This window comes from Clostridium sp. JNZ J1-5 (genome assembly GCF_053901425.1).
Map to the genome: position 1 here is coordinate 2,881,332 of NZ_CM132773.1, position 26,657 is coordinate 2,907,988.

At 29.8% G+C, this 26,657-nt stretch carries 23 protein-coding genes; 14 read left to right on the forward strand and 9 right to left on the reverse strand.

Going from position 1 to position 26,657, the window contains the following annotated elements; all coding sequences use genetic code 11:
* Positions 1 to 34: 34 nt before the first annotated feature.
* Positions 35 to 610 carry a hypothetical protein gene (locus tag ACWW38_RS13895; RefSeq protein ID WP_456258121.1) on the forward strand — a complete coding sequence of 192 codons (576 nt, stop codon included), beginning with the start codon at positions 35 to 37 and terminating at the stop codon, positions 608 to 610.
* On the opposite strand, the gene ACWW38_RS13900 is transcribed toward ACWW38_RS13895, so the two are convergent.
* A complete protein-coding gene (locus ACWW38_RS13900) occupies positions 594 to 869 on the reverse strand; it encodes a hypothetical protein (protein WP_456258122.1) in 276 nt (91 codons plus the stop codon). The two genes, ACWW38_RS13895 and ACWW38_RS13900, sit on opposite strands and share 17 nt — an antisense overlap.
* 104 nt (positions 870 to 973) lie before the next feature.
* Between ACWW38_RS13900 and ACWW38_RS13905 the strand changes: the two genes are divergently transcribed.
* On the forward strand, positions 974 to 1,378 hold the full coding sequence (locus tag ACWW38_RS13905; RefSeq protein ID WP_456258123.1) for a hypothetical protein: 405 nt from the start codon (positions 974 to 976) through the stop codon (positions 1,376 to 1,378).
* Between the two features lie 70 nt (positions 1,379 to 1,448).
* On the opposite strand, the gene ACWW38_RS13910 is transcribed toward ACWW38_RS13905, so the two are convergent.
* The 3 genes from ACWW38_RS13910 to ACWW38_RS13920 all read right to left on the reverse strand — a co-directional run bounded on the left by ACWW38_RS13910 (position 1,449) and on the right by ACWW38_RS13920 (position 3,692).
* Positions 1,449 to 1,880 (reverse strand): DMT family transporter, encoded by a 432-nt coding sequence (locus ACWW38_RS13910; RefSeq protein WP_456258124.1) that lies wholly within the window; start codon positions 1,878 to 1,880, stop codon positions 1,449 to 1,451.
* 80 nt (positions 1,881 to 1,960) lie between these two features.
* Entirely contained in the window at positions 1,961 to 2,659 is a 699-nt protein-coding gene (locus tag ACWW38_RS13915) for a Crp/Fnr family transcriptional regulator (protein WP_456258125.1), read from the reverse strand.
* Positions 2,660 to 3,491: 832 nt separating this feature from the next.
* A complete protein-coding gene (locus tag ACWW38_RS13920) occupies positions 3,492 to 3,692 on the reverse strand; it encodes a hypothetical protein (protein ID WP_456258126.1) in 201 nt (66 codons plus the stop codon).
* A gap of 847 nt (positions 3,693 to 4,539) precedes the next feature.
* Between ACWW38_RS13920 and ACWW38_RS13925 the strand changes: the two genes are divergently transcribed.
* The 4 genes from ACWW38_RS13925 (at position 4,540) to ACWW38_RS13940 (ending at position 12,612) form a co-directional block, all read left to right on the forward strand.
* Entirely contained in the window at positions 4,540 to 6,687 is a 2,148-nt protein-coding gene (locus ACWW38_RS13925) for an AAA family ATPase (RefSeq protein WP_456258127.1), read from the forward strand.
* 2 nt (positions 6,688 to 6,689) lie between these two features.
* On the forward strand, positions 6,690 to 7,652 hold the full coding sequence (locus ACWW38_RS13930) for an HNH endonuclease (RefSeq protein WP_456258128.1): 963 nt from the start codon (positions 6,690 to 6,692) through the stop codon (positions 7,650 to 7,652).
* 249 nt (positions 7,653 to 7,901) lie between these two features.
* Positions 7,902 to 9,923 (forward strand): ATP-binding protein, encoded by a 2,022-nt coding sequence (locus ACWW38_RS13935; RefSeq protein ID WP_456258129.1) that lies wholly within the window; start codon positions 7,902 to 7,904, stop codon positions 9,921 to 9,923.
* 496 nt (positions 9,924 to 10,419) lie between these two features.
* Positions 10,420 to 12,612: a DNA topoisomerase III gene (locus ACWW38_RS13940; RefSeq protein ID WP_456258130.1), complete on the forward strand. Its 2,193-nt coding sequence runs from the start codon at positions 10,420 to 10,422 to the stop codon at positions 12,610 to 12,612.
* A gap of 150 nt (positions 12,613 to 12,762) precedes the next feature.
* Here the strand turns inward: ACWW38_RS13940 and ptsP are convergent, their stop codons facing one another.
* The 4 genes from ptsP to ACWW38_RS13960 form a co-directional block, all read right to left on the reverse strand.
* Positions 12,763 to 14,463 (reverse strand): phosphoenolpyruvate--protein phosphotransferase, encoded by a 1,701-nt coding sequence (gene ptsP / locus ACWW38_RS13945; RefSeq protein WP_456258131.1) that lies wholly within the window; start codon positions 14,461 to 14,463, stop codon positions 12,763 to 12,765.
* A 26-nt stretch (positions 14,464 to 14,489) separates the two neighbouring features.
* On the reverse strand, positions 14,490 to 14,732 hold the full coding sequence (locus ACWW38_RS13950; RefSeq protein WP_456258132.1) for an HPr family phosphocarrier protein: 243 nt from the start codon (positions 14,730 to 14,732) through the stop codon (positions 14,490 to 14,492).
* A gap of 145 nt (positions 14,733 to 14,877) precedes the next feature.
* Entirely contained in the window at positions 14,878 to 15,717 is an 840-nt protein-coding gene (locus ACWW38_RS13955) for a PRD domain-containing protein (RefSeq protein WP_456258133.1), read from the reverse strand.
* 86 nt (positions 15,718 to 15,803) lie between these two features.
* Positions 15,804 to 16,898 carry a DEAD/DEAH box helicase gene (locus tag ACWW38_RS13960; RefSeq protein ID WP_456258134.1) on the reverse strand — a complete coding sequence of 365 codons (1,095 nt, stop codon included), beginning with the start codon at positions 16,896 to 16,898 and terminating at the stop codon, positions 15,804 to 15,806.
* Between the two features lie 534 nt (positions 16,899 to 17,432).
* On the opposite strand from ACWW38_RS13960, the gene ACWW38_RS13965 reads away from it, so the two are divergent.
* From ACWW38_RS13965 to ACWW38_RS13990, 6 genes are all read left to right on the forward strand, one after another.
* A complete protein-coding gene (locus ACWW38_RS13965; protein ID WP_456258135.1) occupies positions 17,433 to 17,600 on the forward strand; it encodes a zinc-ribbon domain-containing protein in 168 nt (55 codons plus the stop codon).
* 122 nt (positions 17,601 to 17,722) lie between these two features.
* Positions 17,723 to 18,145, forward strand: coding sequence for a DMT family transporter (locus tag ACWW38_RS13970; RefSeq protein ID WP_456258136.1), 423 nt, complete (start codon positions 17,723 to 17,725; stop codon positions 18,143 to 18,145).
* A 12-nt stretch (positions 18,146 to 18,157) separates the two neighbouring features.
* Positions 18,158 to 18,604, forward strand: a complete 447-nt coding sequence (locus ACWW38_RS13975; protein WP_456258137.1) for a DMT family transporter — start codon at positions 18,158 to 18,160, stop codon at positions 18,602 to 18,604.
* Between the two features lie 601 nt (positions 18,605 to 19,205).
* Positions 19,206 to 19,868, forward strand: coding sequence for a DUF4397 domain-containing protein (locus ACWW38_RS13980; RefSeq protein ID WP_456258138.1), 663 nt, complete (start codon positions 19,206 to 19,208; stop codon positions 19,866 to 19,868).
* Between the two features lie 163 nt (positions 19,869 to 20,031).
* Positions 20,032 to 21,441, forward strand: a complete 1,410-nt coding sequence (pdxR, locus tag ACWW38_RS13985) for a MocR-like pyridoxine biosynthesis transcription factor PdxR (protein WP_456258139.1) — start codon at positions 20,032 to 20,034, stop codon at positions 21,439 to 21,441.
* 103 nt (positions 21,442 to 21,544) lie between these two features.
* Complete coding sequence (locus ACWW38_RS13990; RefSeq protein WP_456258140.1) at positions 21,545 to 22,018, forward strand: pyridoxamine 5'-phosphate oxidase family protein; 474 nt, start codon at positions 21,545 to 21,547, stop codon at positions 22,016 to 22,018.
* 201 nt (positions 22,019 to 22,219) lie between these two features.
* Here ACWW38_RS13990 and ACWW38_RS13995 read toward each other — a convergent pair whose 3' ends face one another.
* On the reverse strand, positions 22,220 to 23,077 hold the full coding sequence (locus tag ACWW38_RS13995; protein WP_456258141.1) for a CAP domain-containing protein: 858 nt from the start codon (positions 23,075 to 23,077) through the stop codon (positions 22,220 to 22,222).
* A gap of 503 nt (positions 23,078 to 23,580) precedes the next feature.
* On the opposite strand from ACWW38_RS13995, the gene ACWW38_RS14000 reads away from it, so the two are divergent.
* Positions 23,581 to 25,539 carry an endonuclease MutS2 gene (locus tag ACWW38_RS14000; protein ID WP_456258142.1) on the forward strand — a complete coding sequence of 653 codons (1,959 nt, stop codon included), beginning with the start codon at positions 23,581 to 23,583 and terminating at the stop codon, positions 25,537 to 25,539.
* Between the two features lie 284 nt (positions 25,540 to 25,823).
* Complete coding sequence (locus tag ACWW38_RS14005; RefSeq protein ID WP_456258143.1) at positions 25,824 to 26,609, forward strand: hypothetical protein; 786 nt, start codon at positions 25,824 to 25,826, stop codon at positions 26,607 to 26,609.
* The last annotated feature ends 48 nt before the right edge of the window (positions 26,610 to 26,657 follow it).

Genomic DNA, 26,657 nt, shown 5'->3' on the forward strand with positions numbered 1-26,657 from the left:
ATATAAGTTAATATAATTTTTAGGAGGAAGAGACATGAATTATAAATATGAGTATTATTACAAAGTTGCGTATTTTGTAACAGGTATTATTTTAATGCCGTTTTTTGTAAAAGTTTCTGATACAAAATCTACATTACCTGTTATTTTAGGTACTGCTTTAGTTTTGGCAACTGAATATGCATATGTTTTTCCAAGAGGGGCAATAAAATTATATGAAAAGATAATATTTAAATCGTCAATTGAAAAAAGATATAAAATAATTGAACTCATAATATTTATTAGTTTAGCTGCAGTTGAAATCTACTATTTTACTAACGAAAATATTGTTCCAATGGCTGTGTTTATCTTACTTCATTTATTGTTAAATACTAGCTTAAAAAATCAATCAGTTATCATAGGGGATAGAAGTTTTATTATTGGCTCAAAAGCAATTAAGTATAATCAGGTAAATAGAATATCCTTTGAAGAAAAAAAAGCAGTTTTTTATACTGCTGAAGGAAGCTTTAAAGTTAGGAATGTTTTTATTAATAAAAATAGAAAAGAACTGGAAAAAATTGCAGAGATTATAGCTGCTAAGAAACTAGAAGATGGCACTAGCGTTTATTCTTAAGGTTATTAAATATTTCTTCTTTTAATAGTTCTTTTTTTATTATGTCTTTGCTAGTTGTATTTACCTTCTTTCTTCTAAACATGAAATAATAAAAGATAAAAAATAGAGCTAAACCGAAGATGGCAAATGATATAGTATCGCTTAAGAATTTGCTAAAGAAAGCAGGTATAAAGAAAACTAACCAAAGAGCAAAGCATCCTAATAAGATTATCAATAAAACCCATAACAAAGTTCGTATCTTTGATAAAAAGTCGTTCAATATAATCTACCCCCCTTTTTTAATATCCTAATTATAACATAAGTTGAAAAAGTATGAATAATATTAAAGGTGATATATGAAGTAGTTTTTAGGAGGTTATTGTTTTGAAAAAATCAATAATTATTATATTATCAATAATAATTACTTTTATATTATTGAGATCTATATTCGAAAATCCTACTTTTAAAGGATTTTATCAGAGTGAAGTGAATGGATATCATATTCAAATGTTAATTCGAGAAAAAGATAATAGTTTTGTTGAATGGATCGATAATAGAGAAGTTGATAGAGGAACTTTCGAAAAATTTGATACCAATTCATACAGAATTAAAAGTAGTAAGCAAAGCTTTGAAATCACATTAAATAATGATAATTCTTTTGAGATAGTTATAAAAAAATTAAATAATGGAAACTCAATCAAAATGAAAAATGTCAGCGAGGATGATACCCCTTTTAGTTTTGGAAATGGATTTGATGATATAGATAAATACAAATCTCTATTAAATTAACACTTGTTATAAAGTTTATAATGAGTAGTGTGGTTCTATAAGCAAAAAGTGGCGAAAGCAGTTTTTTATGTTATCCTCTAGACTTGAATATAATTATTCCAACTATCATCACCAAAACTCCTAGAGGTTTTGTAAAATCAAACTTAATTTGAGGGCTGCTAAATAAGCCAAGGCAGTCAATTATAGTTGCGATTATCAGTTGAGTAATAAGCAGTATTGAAACTGAAAAAGTTGCTCCTAGTAGTGAAATTCCTTTTATGACACTAAAGACTATTATAACTCCGAAAATTCCACCTAAAAGATAAAGCTTATTCACTTCATCTAATTTCTTCATATTCCCATTTCCATAAATAAACATAACAATTAGAGCAAAAACAAATCCAATAGCATGGACTATAGTTGTGGTCTCCCATAGACCGATTTTATCACTAACACGAGTGTTAAAAACTCCCTGTAAACTTATAAAAACTCCTGCAAGAATGGAAAATAGTACTCCTATCATTGTTACCCTCCTATATTTAGAATTATTTTAGATATTATAGATCATCAATAATCTTTTAAAACATAGCCTTACTTAAAGATTTAATTTTCGTAAATATTACCATCAGATAATTCCTTTAGTTTTTCAAAATTTTTTATAGTAATTATTTTTTTATTCTTCTCAATGATGCCTTTAGACACAAGTTCCTGTATTACCCTGTTAAGATGTCTATAACTAGTACCAAGGAGAGATGCTATTTCTGTGGGTTTAGAAAAATCTACTTCCTTGTTAGTTAGGTTATTTTCATCGTCAATTACAGATATTATATAGCTGGCAAGTCTATTTTCTAGATTATAAGAAAGATTTATTGAAGTAGAATTTGAAATTACATATAATTTTTCACTTAAATTTTTTATTATAAATTGAAGAAACTTAGTATCTTCGTAGGCATAGGTTCTAAGAATATCCATTTTTATGCCTATCAATAGAGCTTGGCTTTGAGCCTCTGCGTTACACTGGACTTTGTAATCTGTTAAAAATTCTATGTCTCCAAATATGCTTAAAGGCTTATTGAATCTTAAAAGAATGGATTTACCGTTATCATGTAAAGTGGATACCTTAATTTTTCCTTCTACGAGAAAATACATATAATCAATTTCACTGTCTTTAGTGCAGATTAATTCGCCTTTATCAAATTTAAAAAGCTCCATGTAACCTAAAATTTTTTCTTTAAAAATAGAGTTTAAGCTGTATGTTTCTATATATGAAGTTAGCAATTTGTGGTCAAAAATTTTTTTCATATTTTACACCAACCTCTTAAAATATGGTTTATTGCTTATCCGATGACTACCCGCTCTAATACGCCCATCGCGCTCTGTGAAAGCGATTCGCACCAGATCGAAGATTTGGACTCTCTGCTTTTCTTCAAAGTGGGAGTAAAGAGCGGCTACGTCCCTGGATAACGATTTCCCCTAAAGGATAACGACTTCTAAGGAGTGAAACTCCTAAGAATTCTGTTAATAAGCTTTAGAGGGAGTAAAAGCTCCCTATGAAGCTTAGAACTCTGTTTATATAATTAGTATAAAATAAGTGATAAAATAAAAAAAGGACAAATGTCCTATTAGGGTAGTCATCAAGTCAAAGTTTTAAAGAATAAAGATTTGTATTAATATAAGTTATATTACTTCGAGAGGATAAAATATTAGTAGCATTGAACTCTCTTTTTAAGAGGTTTTTTTGCTCGGTTATCTTACTTTTAGATGATGATGGTCTATACTTTTTTATTATTATATAATTTACCCCTAATTTCTTCATCAATCTTTGAGTTCTTTTTATACTAATTACTATTCCTAACTGTTTTAGAGATTCATTAATCTTATGTTTTTACTCTCTTTGTGAATTTGCATAATGGCTTTTTCAATACTATTATTCTCAAGTTCTCGGTTACTTGGCTTTTTATTTAGCTATTGATAGTAAGAGCTCCTAGATACTTTTAGGATTTTACACATTAGCTTAATATTGTGGTATTTCTTGTTGTTAGTAATGAATTCAAATATAGTAGTTATTTCCTTGGAAATATGCATATAGCTTTTTTTAATATTTCTAGCTCTTCTTCAAGCTTTGTGTTTTTCTTCAGTAAGTTTTGTATTCTTCTGCTGTTATTGTTGTATCACTATCTACTATTACAGGGTTATTTTTCTTTATCCATCCTGTTATTTTTGATTTTGATAGGGCATATTTACTGCTTAATTTTGCTAAGCTTTTTTCAGAGTTATAAAGATCTACTATTGTATTTTTGGATTCTTCTGTGTATTGTTTTTGACCTTTTGCCATTTTAAACACTTCCTTTTTTTATTTTAAAGCGTTCGGCTTTTTGTGTCTACAATATTTGGTATCAGTATATTAGTGTAGACACAGAATTTTGTTTTATTGAAACAATTAATTATAATTGCGAATATGGTTGTGGCTTTTTTCTGAATTGTAGAGCTCTACTATAGTATTCTTAAACTCTTCAGTATAATGTTTTTGATCTCTTGCCATTGCAGGCGCTTCCTCCACTTTACTATATTTTAAGGTGTTTGGCTTTCTGTCTATAAAATATTACGCTAACATTAAACAAACATAAAGCGACAAAAAGAATAAATAAATATTGCATTTAACAAAGAAGCTAAATGTGATAGAAAAAACAGAATTATCAACCAAATTTGAAACGACGTATAGAAAGTGGAAGGAAGAAAAAATAACTGCAATACAAGTTATTCAAATGTTAAATTTGAATAGAAATATTTTTTACAGATGTGTTAAATAGATGAAGTAAATATATATTTTATATTTGTAGATAGGAAAATAATTTGTAAAGGTAGCAATTTCTATCTTTTGTCCTTTTTAAAGGGAATATTTTCAGCTGAGTTACAAACAGAGGAATTTTTGATAATTTGTAGAATTTATTTTATATATAAAAATTTTATGTGTAAAATAGTTAGAAAATGTGATCTCAATGAATCATATAATTAAGTTGTAATATATCTAATGTTTATAATTACAAGTTAAAGGTTAATATTTGATTCTTCATGTTACAGTATTAAAATTTACAGGTAGTAATATAAAGAAGTTCAGGAATCGGTATTAGAGCTAGGCTTATAGGGAAAATTTGAAATTAATAAGATTGGTGTGAGAACGTATGGAACTTATATATTTATATATAGAAAAATTTAATGGTATATTGAAAAAAAAAGAAATTAATTTTTCGCCTAATTTTCATGTGGAAATTATAAATAAGAGATTGGTTATTGAGAATAAAAGATCTTATATGAATAAATTATATCCTAGTAGTATTAAGAATATCACCATGTTACTTGGAAAGAATGGTTCGGGGAAAACAACAATATTAGATATACTTGGAATGAATATAGATGATAGATGTGATCAATCAATAAAAAGAAAAGGTAGGTCTAGAAGTGAGGTTATTGATAGCTATTTCATACTTTACCATATTCAAGGAGATTACTTTGGCATTGAGATTATGGATGATATAGAGTCAAATGATAAAATAACAAAGCTATTTAAAAATAATTTGACGAACTTCAATTTTTATAAAACTAATAATCCATTCTATAAAATTCCAATCGGTTTAGTTATTAAAAAAAATAATGATATTTTTGAAGTTGTTGACCATTTTTTTAATGAATACCCACCACTTGGACATAGTATAAGTGGAAAAGTAGGAGTAAATTATGTATCAAATAAGTATAGTGAACGAATAGATATAAGATATAACTATATAGGAAAAAATGAAGAAAATTACGAAAGGGATGGCTACTTATGCAAGAGAAGATATTATTTAAAAGCTACAAATGAAATGAAATATACATATATCAATCATTTAAATAATAGCAAAGAATTGCATTTTTGTGCCGATTCATCAACTATTGAAATTGAGCCAGATTTTGATTATAGACTAGGAGTTGGAATGAAATATGAAGAAATGGAAAGTTGGATTAGCAACTTAGAAAAAATTTTGTACATTGATAACTCAGATAGAGTAGATAGTTTGAAATTATTTCAGAATGATGAAGAAATTGAAAAAATAAGAGTTGTGAATAATAAAAAAAAATATAAAGAAATATTCTTGTTAGATACATTATCAAGTTATATTATACAGCAATTTATAAAAGGTATATGTGAAATTATAAATGATAGTCTGCCATTAAGTGATGCCAAAGAAACAGTTAATATTAATCTTTTCGACGATGAACATATTAAATTTTTAAATAATTTTAAAAAAAATGAATATAAGCAATCTAATTCGAAGTTTATTTTGGGATCGTTATTAGATAAGAAGAAAGAATATGAAAATTTAATAAAGGTAATACACTATTACAAAGAGGATAAGAGCTTAAAGAATTATGATAAATTAATTTGTGTAAGTAGATACTTGTATTCGAGAATGGAAAGTTCAGTTGAACTAAAATCTGATAGTAGATATCAAATAGCTATTGAAGACTTTTTAAATGCATTAAGTTCTTTAGAAGGATGTTATTTCAATAAAAAAAATATATCTATTAAGTGCGATTCAGAAATAGATGAAATGGTAGTGAAAGCACTTCGAACATATGATAAATATATGCTTAATCAATATAATGATATTCAAGTGAGATTTAAAATAAAAACTTTAAATTTATCTGAAGGGGAAAATAATTTTTTGAATTTGTTATCAAAAATATTTGATATAGTGGAAGAGTCTAAAGAGGATCAATTGTTAATAATATTATTAGATGAGCCTGATCAAAGTTTACATCCTGAATGGAGTAGACGTTTTATTAATGTTCTATGCAATGAAATGGAGAAATATAAAAATAAAAATATTCAAATAGTGTTGTCTACACATTCACCGTTTATGGCAACAGATATTATGTCAGAACATATTTATTGCTTAGAAAATGATTATGATGAGGAGAAAAAAGGTAGAATTAATATATATTCTATGACCCAAAAAAGTAATAGTATTCATAATACATTTGGTGCAAACATTTATGAAATTTTAAAAGATAGCTTTATTTTAGAAAAGACAATTGGTGCATTCTCTTATAATAAAATAGTTAATCTAATTACCGAGCTTAAGAATCAATCGGACAGCTGTAATATAGAATATGAAAAATTTTTAATAGATTCTATTGGTGAACTGCCATTGAGAAAGAAACTTGAAGATATGTATAGGGAAAAAAGAGGAAATTGTCATAGGTTAAAGAATGATCTGGTAAAACAAATAAAACTGGAAATTGATGAGGAAAAACTTAATAAGATAAAAGAAATTTTAGAAGGTGATTGAATATGATTGGGATTAACCTTGAAAAGAAAAAGGAAAGTATTGAAAAAATATTTTGGAATTGGTTTTACATGTGGCATATGAAAGAATTTTTAGAGATATTAGAAAATGATACTACTTTACAAAAACTTATATTTAAAGATGAGAAAAAATACTTATATTGGGAAAATAGTGTTTCAAAATATGAAAAAAATGACTATAAGGAGGTAAAAGATTTTTTCTTTTCAGCACCTAAAAAGCATTTTGAATATCGCGAGAAAATGAAGGGTTTGAAAATTAATACCAAGTCAAAAGATTTTTTCATTAATAGATACAAAAATTTTAGAAATTCACAAATACCTAAAATTATTGATGCATTGGATATTCATTCTTGCCCATATTGTAATAGAAATTTTATAGATGTGTACTATGGAGAAAAGGCTAAAAAGCCTAATAGATTTAATGGTGATATAGATCATTATTTTCCTAAATCAAAATATGAATATTTGGCATTATGCGTTTACAATCTTATACCTTCATGTAAGATATGCAATCATGAAAAAGGGGAGCGAGAAAAAATACACTTTCACCCATATATGGATAAACAAGATGTATATCGATTTAAGACAAATTTTAATTTAGAATCAAAATCGATTAATATCGATTATTTATATGGATTATCTGAAGAATTTAACATTCAGATATTCGATTATTTTGATGAGAATAACGCAAATAGTATAAGAGAATCAGTAGAAACATTTCATTTAAAAGATAAGTATGAAAATATGTCTTCTTTTGCAAGACATATAATTAGAAAAGCTTATATTTATAATAATGGATATCTTAAGGATTTTGTAGAGCAATATTCTGATATATTAAATAAAAAAGAAATAATCAAAATTATATTTGATTATGAAGATGAAAATTTTTTAAATAAACCTTTGTCTAAATTTAAATATGATTTGATGAGAGAATTTTATGTAATTTGATAAAAAGAGCATGATATAAATATACCTTTTTTAAAAATGATATTAGATATTTATCCTACATGTGGAATAATAATAAGTACATTTACAAAGCATAAAGCTGAAAAATTAAGAAAATTTGAGACGTTTATAGAAATGCAGAGATATACATATGAATGTAAAGAATTGATTGGTTTATGCTGCTGTTTAGACGATTAATTACTTTTATACGAAAAATTATAAAAATAATATTCTAAATTAGGAGATGGTCAAATGAAGAATATTCTTATTACTACGGAAGGAATAAAGAAAAATTTAAAAAACATTAAGCCATTAGATGCAATATGTGAGTATATTTGGAATGGTTTTGATGCAAGTGCAAATGTAGTGAAGCTGAAACTACATCTTAATGAACTTGGACTAATAAATATGATAAGTATTAGTGATAATGGAACAGGTATTGCTTTTGAAGAGTTAAAACAAAAATTTCAACCATTTAATGAATCTATAAAAGCTAGTGGGGCTAGCAGAGTAAATCATTCCATTCCACATGGAAGACAAGGAATTGGAAGATTAACATTTTTTTCGTTTGCACAAACGGCCAGATGGAATACTGTTTATTGCAAAACTGAAAAAAAATATAAATATTTTATTGAAATGAATAAAGATTCCATAAATACTTATAACGATAATGCGGGAAAGGCACCAGATGAAACAACAGATAATAGTGGAACGATGGTAGTATTTACTCAGCTTATTACAATGTCTAGGGAAGAAATTGTTGGTAAAATAAAGGAAGAATTTTTTTGGTTCTTAGAACTGAATAACGCGAATAATTATCAAATATGGGTCGATGAAGAGAGGATTACTTATGAAGAATTTATCATCCAAAAAAAGAAAATTGATATGAAAGAGTATAAGCTAAAGAACGAATATGATGTGGAGCTTGTTCAATGGAGTAAGAGTTTGGGAAAAGAGTATTCTAGAATTTATTTTCTTGGTTCAGACAACCAAGAAAAGTATAAAGAAGCAACAAAATTGAATAAAAAATCAGATGAATTTTTTCATAGTGTTTTTGTTAGGAGTAAATATTTTAATGAATTTAATTTTGAGAAGCTAGATATCAATGGCCAAGTAGGAATATTTCCTAGTAAGAGTGATGAAGAATACAAAGGTTTAGTAGATGCTTTAAATCAGTATCTTATAAAATATAGGAAAGAGTATTTAAAAAAGATATCTAATAGATATATAAATATTCTTGTTGATAAAAATGTATATCCACAATTTGATACAACGAATATTATTGGAAACTACAAGAAACAACAATTAGATAATTTAGTAGAAACACTTTATACAGCACAACCTAAAATATTTACAAGTTTAAATGATGATAATAAGAAAATTACACTTCATTTATTAAATTTAATTATGGATAATAGTAATAAGCCAGAATTATTTAATGTATTAAAGCAAGTCATTGAACTTGACGAAGACGAAATACAGGAATTATCAGATGTTTTAAAATATACATCTCTAAATAATATTACAAGGACGATTAAATTAGTAGAGGATAGAATCAAGGTCGTACAAGGATTGAAGGAATTAGTGTTTAACAAGGAACTGTTTGCTAAGGAAGTTCCTCATATTCAAGATGTTATTGAAAATCATTATTGGTTATTTGGTGAACAGTACAATTTGATAACGGCAGCTGAGCCTGATTTTGAGCAAGCATTAATGGGACTAATCAAAGCTGAAATAGGCAAGAGTGAAAAAGTTTCAATTAATCATGAGGACAAGAATAAAGAGATGGATATTTATATGTTACGCCAAGATAGAAGGGGAAAAGTGACAGAGAATGTAGTAGTAGAACTTAAGAGACCAACAGTCTCATTAGGAGAAGATCAGCTTTCACAGGTTAAAAAGTATATGAGAGTTATTAAATCAGTTGATAGATTTAATGCTAATAATGTTAAGTGGACATATTATCTTGTAGGAAATCATTTTAATTCTAATGGATACATGAAAGGGGAAATAGAGGGACATAAATTTTTAGGAGAGCAGCATCTTGTTCATAGCGAAGCAAATGGTAATCAGAAAATATATGTTATGACCTGGGGTGATATATTTGATGAATTTACTAGAAAACACAGCTATCTTATAGATAAGCTAAAGACAAAACAAGAATTATGGTTAAGAAAGCATATATCAGCTGACGAAGTAGTTAATGATATAAAGAACAATTCAGCGAAGTTAGCTCCAGCTGTTGTGCCTAAAAAGAAAGTAGTTGGCAAATAAGAATAATTAGAAAAGATGATGATTAAATATGTTTATTAACAACATGAAATATCTAATTTCATTGTATTATATAAAACTAATATTACAGATTTTTGATGAAAACAAACTAGGTTACATTATATGATTTTAATAAAGATAATTTAATTAGGTCAACTCTTATCTTTATCTAATTATATAGTTACTGATGTAAAGATTTTAGATAAAGTTTTGAGTGAAGTAAAATAGAAATTATCAGAAGGGTATTCAAATTTAGAGAAACAAAAAAAGCTTAGTTAGACTAAATTTATAATAAGTATAATCATTGACTAATTATATATTGTTTTAGAAGAAAGTCTACATTTTTGATTATTATAATAATGTGGACTTTTAAATTTTATAATTTATAATGTTTATGTAGGGATTTGATAGAGTAAGTATAGGTTATATTGACTTTATAAAATAGTCAATGTTAGCTTACTTAAGTAAAATCAAGAGATGAAAGGAGTTTGACATAATTATGGGTAAGACAGTCGTGCTAGCTGAAAAGCCTTCTGTTGGAAGGGACTTAGCTAGAGTTTTAAATTGTAAAAAGGGTGGAAATGGATTTTTAGAGGGAGATAAATATATAGTAACTTGGGCACTAGGACACTTAGTTACCCTAGCTGATCCTGAAGTTTATGAGGATAGATATAAATCTTGGAGGATTGAGGATTTACCAATGCTTCCATCACATTTAAAGTTGGTGGTAATAAAGCAAAGCGGAAGACAGTTTAACGTAGTGAAAAGTCAAATGAATAGGAATGATGTAAGTGAAATTGTTATTGCAACAGATGCTGGCCGTGAAGGGGAACTTGTTGCAAGATGGATAATTGAAAAAGCTCATGTTAGAAAACCTATTAAACGTCTTTGGATTTCTTCAGTTACAGATAAGGCTATTAAAGAAGGATTTAGCAAATTAAAAGATGGAAGAGAATATGAAAATCTTTATGATTCTGCAGTGGCTAGAGCTGAAGCAGATTGGATAGTGGGAATAAACGCTACCCGTGCTTTAACCTGTAAATACAATGCTCAGCTTTCCTGTGGAAGAGTTCAGACTCCAACAATTGCTATGATTGCTGCAAGAGAAGAGGAGATTAAAAACTTTAAACCTAAAACTTATTACGGAATTACAGCTGTAGCTAATAATTTAAAATTAGTTTGGCAGGATAGTAAGACTAATGACTTTAAGACTTTTAATAAGGAAAAATGTGATGACATTTTAAAAAGTGTTAAAAATAAGAAAGCTGAAGTTGTTGAAGTTAGTAAAGTCCATAAAAAAAGCTTTGCTCCACAATTATATGATTTAACAGAGCTTCAAAGAGATGCTAATAAGATATTTGGCTATTCAGCAAAGGAAACCTTATCTATAATGCAAAGACTTTATGAAAATTATAAGGTGCTTACTTATCCAAGAACAGATTCAAGATATATATCTTCAGATATAGTGGACACTTTAAAGGATAGAGTTAAGGCCTGTGGAGTAGGGCCTTATTCAAGGCTGTCACAAAAGGTTTTAAAAAATCCAATAAAGTCTAGTAAATCCTTTGTGGATAATAGTAAGGTATCAGATCACCACGCAATTATACCAACAGAGCAGCATGTAGCTTTAAGTTCACTAAATGATAAGGAAAGAAAGATTTATGATTTAGTAGTTAAAAGATTTTTAGCTGTTTTATATCCTCCTTTTGAATATGAACAGACAACTATAAAAGCTAAAATAGGAGAAGAAAACTTTATTGCTAAAGGAAAGATTGTTCTTTCTCAAGGATGGAAGGAAGTTTATGAAAATAACTTTGAGGACAATGAAGAAAGCGGAGATATTAAAGAGCAGATACTTCCTAATATAAATAAAGGGGACATTTTAAATATATCAGCTATTACTGAAACTAAAGGGGAAACTAGACCTCCAGCACCATTTAATGAAGGAACACTACTTTCAGCTATGGAAAATCCAATAAAGTACATGAGTGGCGAAAGTGAAGCATTAAAAAGGACAATAGGAGAAACTGGAGGACTCGGAACTGTAGCTACAAGAGCCGATATTATTGAAAAACTATTTAACACTTTTCTAATTGAAAAAAGAGGTAAGGATATATTTATAACTTCAAAGGGAAAACAGCTTCTTGAGTTAGTTCCAGAAGATTTAAGATCACCAGCCTTAACTGCACAGTGGGAACAAAAGCTTACTTCAATTTCAAAGGGTAATCTTAACAAGAATAAGTTTATAAATGAAATGAGAACTTATGCAGAGGAAGTTGTGAAAGACATAAAAAGTAGTGAAGAAAAGTTTAGGCATGACAATCTTACAAGAACAAAGTGTCCTGAATGTGGAAAGTATATGTTAGAGGTTAAGGGCAAAAAAGGTAAAATGCTTATTTGTCAGGATAGAGAATGTGGTTATAGAAAAGGCGTTGCTAAAATAACCAATGCACGATGTCCAGAGTGTCACAAAAAGCTTGAACTTCGTGGAGAAGGAGAAGGGCAAATATTTGTATGTAGTTGTGGATATAGAGAAAAACTTTCTGCGTTTAATGAGAGAAGGAAAAAAGATAACAGCAAGGTTTCAAAGCAGGATGTTAATAGATATCTTAAAAATCAAAAGAAGGCAAATGATGAGCCATTTAACTCAGCTCTTGCAGATGCATTAGCTAAATTTAAATTTACGGAGTAGGTAGGAAGTAAGAAGTAGTAGGTAAGAGCTAAGAAGTAAGAGCTAAGAGTGAAGAGGTAAGAAGTATAGGTGAAATATAACTATTACCTTTTCACTCTTACTTCTTACCTATTTTCTTTTACCTCTTACTTATTACCTATTTATCATCAATTATTTAACTGTGTTTAAAAATTCATCTATTTCATTAGCAGAGCCTAAGCTTAAAACTTTATCGCTTATCTTTTTAGCTTCTTCTAAAGATAGAGAGGAAACTAATTTTCTAGCAGGGAGAATTGAGATAGGGCTCATGCTGAATTCATCTAATCCCATTCCAAGAAGTATTGGAATAAGCTTTTGATCTCCAGCCATTTCTCCACACATTCCAGCCCATATACCTTCTTTATGGGCATTGTCTATAACCATTTTTATAAGTCTTAGTACACCTGGATTTAGTGGGTTATATAAATAACTTATTTTTTCATTCATTCTATCTACAGCTGTTGTATATTGAATTAAGTCGTTAGTACCGATGCTAAAGAAGTCTACATGTTTAGCTAATTGATCGCTTATTATAGCTGCAGAAGGAACTTCAATCATCATTCCAACTTCTATACTATCAGATACTTCAATTTTCTCATTTAAAAGTTCTTCCTTAGCAGAGTTAAGCATTTTCTTAGCTTCAAGAAGTTCTTCAAGGCTTGATATCATAGGAAACATAATTCTAAGTTTTCCATATACACTAGCTCTTAATAAGGCTCTTAGCTGAGTATTGAATATATCCTTTCTATCAAGGCAATATCTTATAGCTCTATAGCCTAGGAATGGATTTGTCTCTTTGCTAAGATTCAAATACTCTAGATTTTTGTCTCCTCCAATATCAAGTGTACGAATAACTACTGGCTTATTTTTCATAGCTTCTAATACTTTTCTGTAAGCTTCAAATTGTTCACCTTCAGTTGGAAAGGCATTTCTATTCATATATAGAAACTCTGTTCTATAAAGGCCTACTCCTTCAGCATCGTTTTCTAATAATCCTTTGATATCATTAGGTGTTCCGATGTTTCCTGCAAGTTCTAGTTCTTTTCCATCCTTAGTTATACTTTTTTTGCCTATTAATTCTCTCATTTCTCTTTTAAAATTTTCAAATTTAGTCTTCTCGTTACTGAAAGCATTCTTTTCATCTTCACTTGGATTAATCATAACTTCACCAGTGCCTCCGTTAAATGCTATCATATCACCATTTTTAACTCTTTCAGTTATATCTTTAAGCCCAACTATTGCTGGAATTTCTAGTGTCTTAGCCATTATAGCTGTATGAGAAGTCTTTCCACCAATGTTAGTTAAAAAGCCTTCAATCATATCTTTATCCATGGAAGCAGTAACAGAAGGTGTTAAATCATCTGCCACTAATATCACTTTTTCAGATAGATTTGATACATCTATCATTTCTTTTTCTAGTATATAAGTTAATATTCTCTTAGAGATATCTCTTACATCAGCAGCTCTTTCTTTTAAATATTCATCTTCGATGGACTCAAAAATATCAATCATTTGATTTGCAATTTCACTAAAAGCAAATTCTGCATTTAATCCAGTTTCTATTTTTGCTAAAGTTGGATCAACTAGTTCTGGATCCTCTAAAATCATTAAGTGAGCCTGAAATATCTCAGCCTTATCTTCTCCCAGCTCTTTTAATACTTTATTTTTGATTCTCTCTAAATCCTCTTTGGATTTTAAAAGCGCATTAGTGAACTTAGTTTTCTCAGCTGCTATGTCAACTATTTCTCTTTTTTCTATAATTAACTCTTCTTCTTTAAGTATTAGAGCTTTTCCTAAAGCTATCCCTGGACATACTGCTATTCCTTTTATCATTTAGCTAACACTCCTTATTATAGTATCTATTTTAAATTAATAATTAATTCTGTTATAGCGTCCATTGCAGCTGCTTCATCTTCTCCAGATATAGTTATAGTTAGTTCATCACCTTTTTTTACTCCACAAGACATTAAGTTCATTATAGATTTAGCGTTTGCTCCATTTATTCTTATATCTGATTTAAAGCTACTAGCAAGCTTTGCTAAAGCTGCAGCAGGTCTTGCATGAAGTCCATTTTCAGCAGTTATTATTATCTTTTTTTCCATAATTAAATTCCTCCTTAGTTTTATATAAATAAAAAAGCATGAACTAAAACTCAGAAAAGGTATAAGATTATCATAAACTCTATGATAAATTTTATGCAATACTTTTTCTAAATCTTAGCTCATGCCTGATCGTATCAGTAACACGCTAATTATTTACTAAGCTATTTAATTTTATAAGATGAATAGCAATGTATCCGACTTCATCTTCTGGAACAGAAAGCTTTAAATTATATTGTATAATTTTTGAGATATCATATGCTATTTTATATTCAATTATATGTTTTTCCTTTAATTCTGTCAACATATCATTTTTTATAGTTTTATTATTTTTAACTCTATTTAACACTCCCTTAATATGGATAATAAACCTAGTATATTCAAAGGAAGAGGGGTCTAACTTAACCTTTAGTTTTATAGAGATATAATTTGAGATTTTTGTAATTAGTTGGGCATTTTCTAAGGCTTCTTTTTTAGAATTTTCATTTAAGCCGCCACAAATGTGAAAGGTTAAAAAGCCTATTTCAGCATCAGGGATTTCCATTTGAAGTCCCTTACTTAAAATATCTACCGCCTTTTCTGCAACCATATACTCTTTGGGATATAGAAGTTTTGTTTCATTCAAAAAGGGGTTTACTAAAACTATTCCATCCTTAAGTCTTTTAATTGTAAATTGAATATGATCTATAAGTCCAGCATGAATTTTAGGGTTTAAGCTTTGGGTAAGCTCTTCAGAAGCCATTTTTAAGATTCTTTCAGTAAGTTCGATTATTTTTGGGTCTAAGTCATTAAAAAATCTTGAATATTCGTTTGTTTTTAAGCCTTCAAGGGAAATAAATCTAGATTCGATACCCTGTAAGTTTTCTAAGGTTTGTTTGCTTTTTCTCCCAAAGCCAATGCCTTTTCCTACTAGAATATAGTTTATATTTCTATGGCTTACTAGAATTACATTATTGCTCAAAACTTTGATTATTTTATATTCTTCCAATGAAAATCCTCCTTTCTGTAGGAAATTTATATAATTAACAATTAAGAATTGACAATTTACAGTTAACAATAAAATATAGCCTTTTATTAAGTTTTAGTGTAAAATTCATATTTTTTAATTAGAGAAACTTCATTTTCAGTAACTATAGATAAGGCAGTTCCAGTTTCACCGGCTCTTCCTGTTCTGCCTACTCTATGAAGGTAATCTTTAGGATCATCAGGTAAGTCTAAATTGAAAATGTGAGTTACTCCCTTAATATCAAGTCCTCTTGCAGATAAGTCAGAGGATACAAGAACCTGTGTCTTTCCACTTCTAAAGCTATCTAGAGCTTTTTTTCTATCTTCCTTTGAGGCGCTTCCGTATATGCCTTCTGCTTTAATTTTGCTATATTTAAGCTTTGATGTAGTTATGTCAGTTTCATCATTTCTATTTATAAAAACAATAGCCCTTTCTGGTTTGACAGCAGCTATTAGCTTTCTTAAGATTTCAATTTTATCTCTTTGCTCTGCTAGAAAGTACATATGGGTAATATTAGGGTTTACCATTTCACTTTCTTCAGCCTTTACAAATTCAGCTTCTTTCATTAAATCATTTGCAATGCTTAAAGTTTGATTATTTATAGTAGCAGAGAAGACCATAAGCTGCCTATCCCGCATAGTAGTTTTGATAACATCTTTAACTACAGATAAGTTGCTTTTGTCAAGAAGTCTATCACCTTCATCTATTACTATAGTTTTAACTGTTTGAGAGTTAATCTTTCTCTTTTTTATAAGCTCTAATATTCTTCCACTAGAACCTACTATTATATGAGGCTTTTCTTTTAGCTTTTCAATTTGTCTTTTTATATTAACTTCACCTATTATAGAAGCAGAAGTTACAGCCATACCAGAGTTTTCACTTAAAGATTGTACTTGCTTATCTATTTGCATAGCCAATTCATGGGTAGGTGCTAAAATAATTGCCTGCATTTCTCTTTTGCTAGCATCTATCTTTTGAAATATTGGCAGTAAGTATGCTAGAGTCTTTCCGCTTCCTGTTTGTGATTGACCTATTACGTCTTTATTTTGAAGAGCTAGTGGTATAGCTTTTACTTGAATATCTGTTGGCTCTGTTATGCCTTCTTTTTTTAGTCCTTCTATTAAGCTTGAATTTAATCCTAAATTATCAAATGGCATTGTCATATTTATCTCCTCTATATATAATTTCCAAAATGTTATATTTTTCTGATTAAACTTATATAATTCTATACTTAGTATACATTTTTGTCAATTTACCTATCATTATTAATATAAGTATTCTGCAAAGCAATTTTTTAGTGAATAACTAATAGTTAAAAGTGCATAGTAGTTTTTTAAGTTGCACTCAATAATACTTACTTAGTAACTTTACAGTGTGGCTACGCCAGGCAAAATTATCATTTTGATTTTGGAAGTCCTATTAGTACTACATAATAAACTGAAGGTTTCTCAATGATACTATATGCGTTAGCAAAGTAATCTTACATGCCACTATTTTATCGCATTTTATTCACATTAGGATTCAAGTTATTTTAATTTAATTGTTGTATATTTTGTTTAAGTATGTTAAAATTATTGAGTAGGTACGATTTAAGTAGCTATAAAAAAGATTTAACACTGTTAACAACATTTCCTCTTTTAGGAACATAGTGATAACCAGTTTTTAAATCTAATATTTGAAAAAGGAGGAATGTTGAAATGGCAGATAAGACTTTAGTATGTAAAGACTGTGGAAAAGAATTCGTTTTCACTGAAGGCGAGCAAGCTTTCTACAAAGAAAAAGGTTTTGAAAATGAACCTCAAAGATGTGTTGATTGCAGAAAAGCAAGAAAACAACAAAACAACAATAGAGGATTCAGAAGATAGTAATTTGAATCGACACCCTATAAGAAGAAATTCTTATAGGGTTTTTATTTTAAATATGAATAATAATTTCAAAATTTAAGCGCAAACTTTTAAATATAGATAAAATATAAGGGGGGTTTTAAGTGTATAAATTATCAGCTGTATTTATAGGTCTTTTAATTGCTGTTATGGTAACCTTTAATGGAACCTTGGCGGCTCATGTAGGTGATTATCTATCAGTATTAATAGTTCAAGTTGTAGGCCTTATAGCAGTAGGAATCATACTAATAGGAAAAAAGAAAAAAATCAGCTTAAAAAATGGAGTTCCAACATATTTGCTATTCGCAGGTGGAATTGGAGTGGTTTTAACATTTTTTAATAATGTGTGTTTTAAGCATTTAGGCGTATCTTTAACTCTAGCTCTAGGATTATTTGGACAGTCGCTAGCTGCAGTAGTCATAGATCATTTTGGATTTTTCGGATTAGATGTTCATAAGTTCCAAAAAGAAAAAATAGTAGGATTTATGATAGTACTTGCAGGAATAGTTATAATGGTAATATATTAGGGGGTATAAAGTATGATATATATAATACTTGCATTTATATCAGGATGTTTAGTTCTCCTTTCTATGGTAGTTAACTCTAATCTAGCAAAGAGAGTTGGAGTATTCCAAGGAACTTTTATAAATTACCTTGGAGGCTTGATAATTACAGGAATAATATTATTATTTATAAATGATGGAAAAAATTTGTCTTTTACAGAACTTATTCATTTTCCATTTTGGATATATCTAGGAGGAGTAATTGGGGTGGCAGTTGTAGCTGCATCAAATGTCATAATTCCTAAGATTCCAACTATATATTCTACTCTACTTATTTTTATTGGACAGCTTTTCACAGGGATAGCACTTGACTATTTTACAGGGGTAGATGTTTCTATGGGAAAGTTAATTGGAGGAGCACTAATACTTGCAGGACTTTTTTACAATTTCAGAGTTGATAAAAAACAAGAATCAATTCAGTAGGGTGTATTGATTTGGAACAAATGTATATATTTTATACAGATGAATATATTTTTTAAATAAGAGTCAGTAAATTGAAATTAACATTTATTGATTCTTATTTTATTTTATAAAGGGGTATAAAGTTAGAGATAGGGATTAGGGGGAAATAAAAAAAGCATTTTCAGATAATATATAATTTATTATTTGGCATATAAGTTGCTTTATAGTAATTATGAAAACGTTAACTTTTGGTTACAAGAACAGACTGCTTAAAGTTCCACCAAAGAATTCTCAGTAGCTAGAAGACAAAATTAATTTCGTGTTACTTCCCCCTTGAAATAATACGAAGAGGCTTAGGGTAAAATTAATCATAGTTTAAATATATTAAATATAATAGGAAGCATATTTAAGTTATGGTTAGAAAAGTAGGGCTGTTCAATAAAATAAAATGTTCTTGTAAATAAGTAGAGTGCATCTTTTAGGTGCACTTTGCTTATTTTTTATTCTATAGAAATTTATTAGTAAAACAAAGTCTAGACAATTTTCTAAGTTTAAATGTTACACATATTATAGAATTTTTTCATATAATTATATTAGTTAGTATGAAGAAAGGATAAAAATTATGTTTGCTAGTCCATGTGGAGCTATGAAATATAAAATGAATGACCCTATACAACAACCTCAGCAAGTTCAATCAAAATCATATTTTAGAATTATGCATGCTTCTCCTAATGCACCAGATGTAGATGTCTATGCAAATGGAACTATGGTTGCAAAGAATCTTAGATATAAAGATTTTTCTTCCTATTGGTCTGCTATACCTGGAAACTATCTTATAGAAGTTTATCCAACAGGCGAAAAAACAAAGCCTATATTAAGTTCAAATATACCAATTCCTCAAGGAACAATTTTTAATATAGCTATTATTGGAACAGCTCCAAATGTAAGTCTGTATCCTATTCCAGAACCAGCCTCTGGGCAAAACTTTGGAAGACCTTGTATAAGATTTATTAATTTATCTCCGAATTCACCAGCTATAGATATAACAACACCAGATGGGAAGAATATTTTTAGTAATGTTGAGTACAAGTATATTACTGATTATGCTTGCATTGCAGCAGGAGTCTATACTTTTGAAGTTCGTCCAAAAGGTAGCGAGAACGCAGCATTCACTTTGTCTGGTGTTAAACTTGATGCTAATAACTACTACTCTATATATGCATTTGGATTATTAGGGGAGAGACCACCTTTACAAGCAGTACTTGCTATAGAACCAAGAAGCTAGGGAGTAACCAGTGGCCGGTGGGTGGTTGAATTTTGTTTACAATTTGTTCATGAAGTAGTACAAAAATCGAATAAAGACCCTGAACGGGATACTGTTAGAAAACGGTATCCTATTTTTTTATGATACAATTACGGCATGGTAGTAATGAATGGGGGAAGTGAAAATGCTGCACATTGATTATGAGAGAAAAAAACCGATTTATCAGCAGATATATGAACAAATAAAACATGATATTCTCATAGGAAATTTGTCTATTGGCACACGGATAATATCCACCAGGGCATTGGCAAAGGAATTGCAGATTGGACGGAATACTGTGGAAAATGCCTATGCACAACTAGCGTTGGAAGGATATATTACAAGTGTGGCAGGTTCCGGCTATGTGGTTAACAATTTACAATTTGATCTTAATCAAAAAGAAACGGCCAGTTTAACAATAAGTGAAGTGGAGCTTAGTGTTTCCAAACATGGGGCTGAGAATATCCATTATAGTTTTCAATATGGAAATCTTGATGCCGCCAGTTTTCCATATAAGCTCTGGAGAAGGTATATGACTGATGTATTGGATGGACCAAAAGCGCAAGATGTTCACGGTGACTGCGATGTAAAAGGAGACATGGATTTGCGAATCCAACTAATGAAATATTTATATCACAGCCGTGGGGTCAACTGCAAACCGGAACAGATCGTAATTTGCAGCGGCACGCAATCCGCTCTTCAAATAATGATAAAAATATTTCCCTATGCAGAAAAAAAAGTCGCTATGGAGGAACCCTGCTATGATGGTGCCAGCATCATCTTCCGGAGTAATGGATTTGAGATTTTGCCGATACCAGTTTGTGAGAATGGAATTGAACTAAACAAACTTGCTGAATCATCCGCAAGAATGGTTCACATTGCACCATCCCACCAGTTTCCAATGGGTGCTGTTATGCCAATTCATAAGCGAATAGAAATATTGAACTGGGCACGGGAACATGACAATATCATTATCGAGGATGACTATGACAGCGAATTTCGCTATAACGGGCGACCAATTCCATCTCTCCAATCAATCGATCAATATGAGCGAGTAATCTATGTTGGTACATTCTCTAAAGCACTTTCTCCGGGTCTTCGAATGGCATATATGATATTGCCCACATGGTTGCTACCGGTATATCAAGAAAAGTTTACTGGATATCAATGTACCGTACCGTTGATAGAACAGAAAATTCTGGCACGATTTATGGAGGATGGGCATTGGGAAAAGCATATCCGGAAGATTTGTCTATCTCAAAAAAAGAAGCACGATACCTTGATTGATGCAATTAAGCAAAACATGGGAAACAAGGTTCGTATCTATGGTCACCAAGCTGGATTGCATATTCATTTGGAATTCTTGGATGGACAGAAAGAAGATGAACTTGTTCGAAAAGCATTTGAACACAAAATTAAGGTGTGTCCTGTGTCCCCCTTCTGGTTGAACAAGCAAAATTATAAGAACAATGCCCTTGTCTTGGGATATGGCATGATACCAGATAGGGATATTCGGATGGCTGTGAAGATTTTATCTCAGGCTTGGTTCGGTTAACTCAACTGTATCCTATAAATTTATCAAAACCGGCTCTTATAAAGGGTACGGTTTTGTTGTATAGTAAAGAAAAAAGGAACTGATATGATAAGGAGGCTATATTATGCAACATCGTATGAAAACACACCCATTGACCAAACAACAGATAAAACAGTTGCTTCAGCGAGCACAGACTGGCAGTTTGGCCACACTGAATCCCGATGGTACACCGTACAGCACCCCAATCCATTTTATCTATTTCCATGAGACAATTTTTTTTCATGGTTTACCAAAAGGTAAAAAGCTTGACAATATCGCCCACAATTCCAAAGTCGGATTTTCTGTTTATGAAATGGAGAAGTTGTTGCTGGATCCGAATGGAAAACCATGCGATACAAATACAAAATACGAAAGTGTAATTATTTCCGGTACTGCCAAACTCTTGGATGATATGGATGAAAAAAGTACAGTACTGAAAAAAATCGTGGAAAAATACACACCTCACTTGGTGAAAAATGAAATTCCAAACAATATGGTTAGAGGTACAGCAGTAATACGAATCGATGTGGTAGAAATGACCGGAAAATATTTTTCGTAGTAAATGCTGAATGTCCATCAAATGAAATCTTTATAAGCAAATATGTATAGTATAAGTAAAACGATCTTGATTTACCTAAATTAAGTTACTAAAAGTTAAAAAGGTATATAATTCTACATTGAATTATATACCTTTGATTTTTAGCACCTTATTTTGTGTTTAAGAATGCTGCTATTTGTTACAATATACTTTTAGAAAGTATTATTGTGGTTTGCTTATAAACATTTGTGAGAACATACTTCCGTAAGGCCCACCTTTTCTAATTCCAATTCCTATATGAGTAAAGTCTGGGCTTAATATGTTCTTTCTGTGGCCAGGAGAATTCATTAGTGAATTGTGGGCATTTTGAACACTCTGATTGCCTGCAATATTTTCTCCAGCTTGAACATAGCTTATACCAAAAGATTTCATCATATCAAAAGGACTTCCATACTTTGGAGAGTTATGACTAAAATAATTATTATCTATCATATCTTGAGCTTTTGTTCTAGCAACACTAGCTAACTGAGTATCTACTTTTAGTGGTGGTAGGTTGTTTTGAGCACGAGCATCATTAACTAATTTTATCATTTGTTGTTCTGCATCAGATAGAGTAGCAGTATTTGTATTTGCACTTGGTGTTTTAGGTGTATTAGTTCCTTGTGGTGTTGTTCCTGCAGTTGAAGGAGGAGTAGGTGGTTTCTGATCTTCAGGTACTATAGGTTTACATTGTCCTTTAGAAATAAAACCTACTGAGTTATTAGGAAGCTTTACTGCATACCAGTCTTCAACTTGACTTACTACATCTAGTGTACTATTTTTATTTTGGCTTTGAAGTACAGGAGTATTATTAGAACAGCCTGATTGTACATTTGCACTATCGGCAGTAACTTTAATCTTGCTAATATCTCCCATTTGAGAAATAGAGGACTCTACGCCTCCAATAGCCTTTTGTTGAGTTTGATTTCTTTGAGCTTGTTTTTGTTGGGTCTGATTTCTACTTTGGCTTTTATTTGGTGCACATGAAACTGAGAAGAATGACAATAATACTAAAGCTAAAGCAACTATTCTTCTTTTCATTAGTATTCCTCCTTAAAATTAAATATTGACACTAAATAGTATTTGAATAAAAAGCAAATTCTATTAGAGGAATGTTTTGATTAAATTATGTATTTTATTGAAAAATGTATATGAATGAAGTATAATGTAAGCATATTCCAAATGAAGGAGAATGTTTTATGATAGAGGTTGTTCTTAACTAAGCAAATTTAATACTAAGTCTTAAAATTTTGAAAATCTGCTTGAGGCAGGTCTATTTTTTATGAAATTTTTTAAGGCTTAAGCTTGGAAAAGAACACGGTATACAGTCTCCTTAAATAAGGGAAAAGTCCGTGCATTTGCACGATTTTTTTATGCCCTTTTATAATCATCAGGCGGATTATATTTTAAAGAGAATTTAGACTGCAGATAAACTTGTGTTTATCTGCAGTCTTTTTAATTTTAGGAGGAGTGAAATATGTTAATTGTATTTGAAAAAATTAAAAAATTTGAAACTAAGTGTAGAGAAAATGGAGGAATTAGAATTGAACAAAAAAACTATAGGAATTTTAGAATACAATAAAATAAAGGAACAACTTAAAAGCTTTGCTTTATCAGAACTAGCAATAGATTTAATAGATAGATTAGAACCATCAGTGGATATAAAAGTTATAGAAAGAACAATGAAAGAAACCAGTGAAGCAAGAGCTATTGTCAATATAACATCTAGTATTCCAATTCATAGCTTAAAAGGAATAAAGTTTATTAAGGAAAAGCTAGAAAAAGGAACTATATTATCACCAGAGGAATTGGAGGGAATAGCAGGACTTTTAAGGGAGACTAAAAGATTAAAAAGATTTATGAAAGATAAGGAATATTATGCTCCCACTATAAGCTCATATATATATTCAACTTATGAACTTGATGATATAAGAGAAGAAATAGAAAGATGTATAGTGAGAAATAGCGTAGACGATAAGGCAAGTTCAGCACTTTCAAAAATTAGAAAGAGGATTCACATTTTAGAGGAAAGAATAAAGAGTAAACTTGAAGATGTTTTAAAAAATGAAAATTATAGAGGATGTATTCAGGAATTACTTGTAAGCCAGAGAAATGGAAGATACGTTATTCCAGTAAAAAGTGAATATAAAAGGTCAATAAGTGGAGATGTTCATGATAAATCTCAAAGTGGCTCTACAGTATTTGTTGAACCAGCGGAGGTTAAAAAGGCCCAAGATGAACTTAATCTATACAAAATAGAAGAGGAGAAAGAAGTATACAAAATATTAGCTTATTTAACTAATATAGTATTTAATAGTCAAAGAGAAATTAATCTTAATGTAGAAGCTATGAGTTATTACGATTTTTTGTTTGCAAAAGGAAAATATAGCAAAGAAATAGAAGGAAGAGAGGTTTCATTTAATAATAGAAACTATATAAAAATACAGAAAGGCAAGCATCCTCTTATAGGCAACACAGCTGTTCCACTTGACTTTGAGATAGGAGAAGGCTATAGGGGAATAGTAATTACAGGTCCAAATACAGGAGGAAAGACTGTAGCACTAAAAACTGTGGGACTTCTTACCATGATGGCTCAATCTGGACTTCATGTACCTGTAGGTGAGAAAAGTGAATTTGGAGTATTTATTGATGTACTTGTAGATATAGGAGACGGACAAAGCATAGAGCAAAATTTAAGCACATTTTCATCTCACATAAGAAATATAATTGATATATTAAGCTGTGCTGATAAGCATACCTTAGTAATTGTAGATGAAATAGGATCAGGAACGGATCCAGGAGAGGGTATGGGGCTTGCAGTATCAATACTAGAAGAGCTCCATGATAGAGGAGCCACTATTTGCGCTACTACACATTATAGTGAAATAAAATATTTTGCACAGGATCATCCTGGATTTATAAATGGATCTATGGCTTTTGATATAGATACTCTAAAGCCGCTGTATAGACTGAATATAGGTAAAGCAGGAGAGAGTAATGCTTTTTTAATAGCTTTAAAGCTTGGAATGGATAGAAAGGTAATAGAAAAAGCACATAAGATAACTTATAAAGAAGATAAAGATTACTCAGATTATGAAGAAGTGGAGAACCAAAAATCAGCATCAACTATTAATACTATATTAGATCATAAGCATCAGAAAGAAAAATTCAAAGAAGCTGAAAAGAGAATAAAGATGGCAGAAGAGGCTAAGAAAATTCCAGAATTTAAAATAGGAGATTGTGTATTTATATCATACATGAAAAGAACAGGTATAGTATGCCAAACTGAAAACTCTAAAGGCGAGTATGGAGTAATGGTAATGAATAAAAAATTAACTATAAATAAAAAAAGATTGTCACTATATATAGATAGTGATGAGCTTTATCCAGAGGATTATGATTTTGACATAGTTTTTAGAAGTAAGGAGTACAGAAAAAAGGATAAGATTATGAAAAAGAAACATCAAGAAGGGATAGTTATTGAATTAGATAAGGAGAAATAGGAAAAAAGTAATAAGATATACCATAAAAACACATAATAAAGTAAAGGCTATATTTTAAGAGATTGTCGATGACCTATAATATCGAAAATAATTCTAAATTTAGCATAAGCAGAGAACCCAAATCTATGATTTGGTGTGAATCGCTTACTCCTTGGAAGAATGGCAAGGAGTTTCATTATAATGAATTCAACAATCTTTAAAATAGCCTTAACCTACTAATATAAAGTTTTAGATGAATGTAAAAATTAACATTCATCTAAAACAAAACCAGAGGAGAATTAGATATGAAAAATAAGAAGTTGAACAATGTATTAAAAGCATTAGTAATTGGAGTAACTGTAGCATCTATAGGTACTGGAGTTTATGTAAAAACAACTTATGCAGCAGGTGCTTCTAAACCTTCAATTAATGTAAGAGAATGTGAAAAAGAAAAAGGGTGCAAAGTAAAATTTTCTGAATCTGATGAAGGTTGCAAAAGGCACATTAAAAGAAATAACATGGATAGTTTAAAGGCATCTTTAAACGAATTAGTTAATGAAGGAACACTTACACGAGAAAAAGCTGATAAAGTAATTTCTCGACTTCAAAAGAGAAAAGATGAAAGAAAAACTGAATTTGAGAAAATGAAGAAGATGACAGAAGAAGAAAGAAAAGAATATGTTAAAAACAAGAAAGAAAAATATATTAATCCTTTTGATGAGATGATAAAAGATGGTATTATTACAAAATCAGAAGCAGAGGCAATTACAAGTAGAAATCGTGAAAAAATGTCCTTAGAAAGAAAAGAAAAAATTACAGAAAACCTTAGCAATTTAGTAAAGGATAAAACAATAACACAGGAACAGATGAATAAATTCATAGAAAAGTTTGAAAAACAACAAGTAGAAAGAAAAGCCTTACATAAAAAATTAAGAGGCATGAGTGAAGAAGAAAGAAAAACTTATATGGATAAAAAGGAGTTTAAAAGAAAAAGTGACATATTAAAAGAAATGGTTAAGGAAGGTACAATTACATCACAGCAAGCGGAAGCTATGCAAAAGGTAATGCCTAAGATTTATAAAAAAAATTAAAAGATATGAAAAGATAAGTTAGTTTTAAATAAATTAGCTCCTCTTATT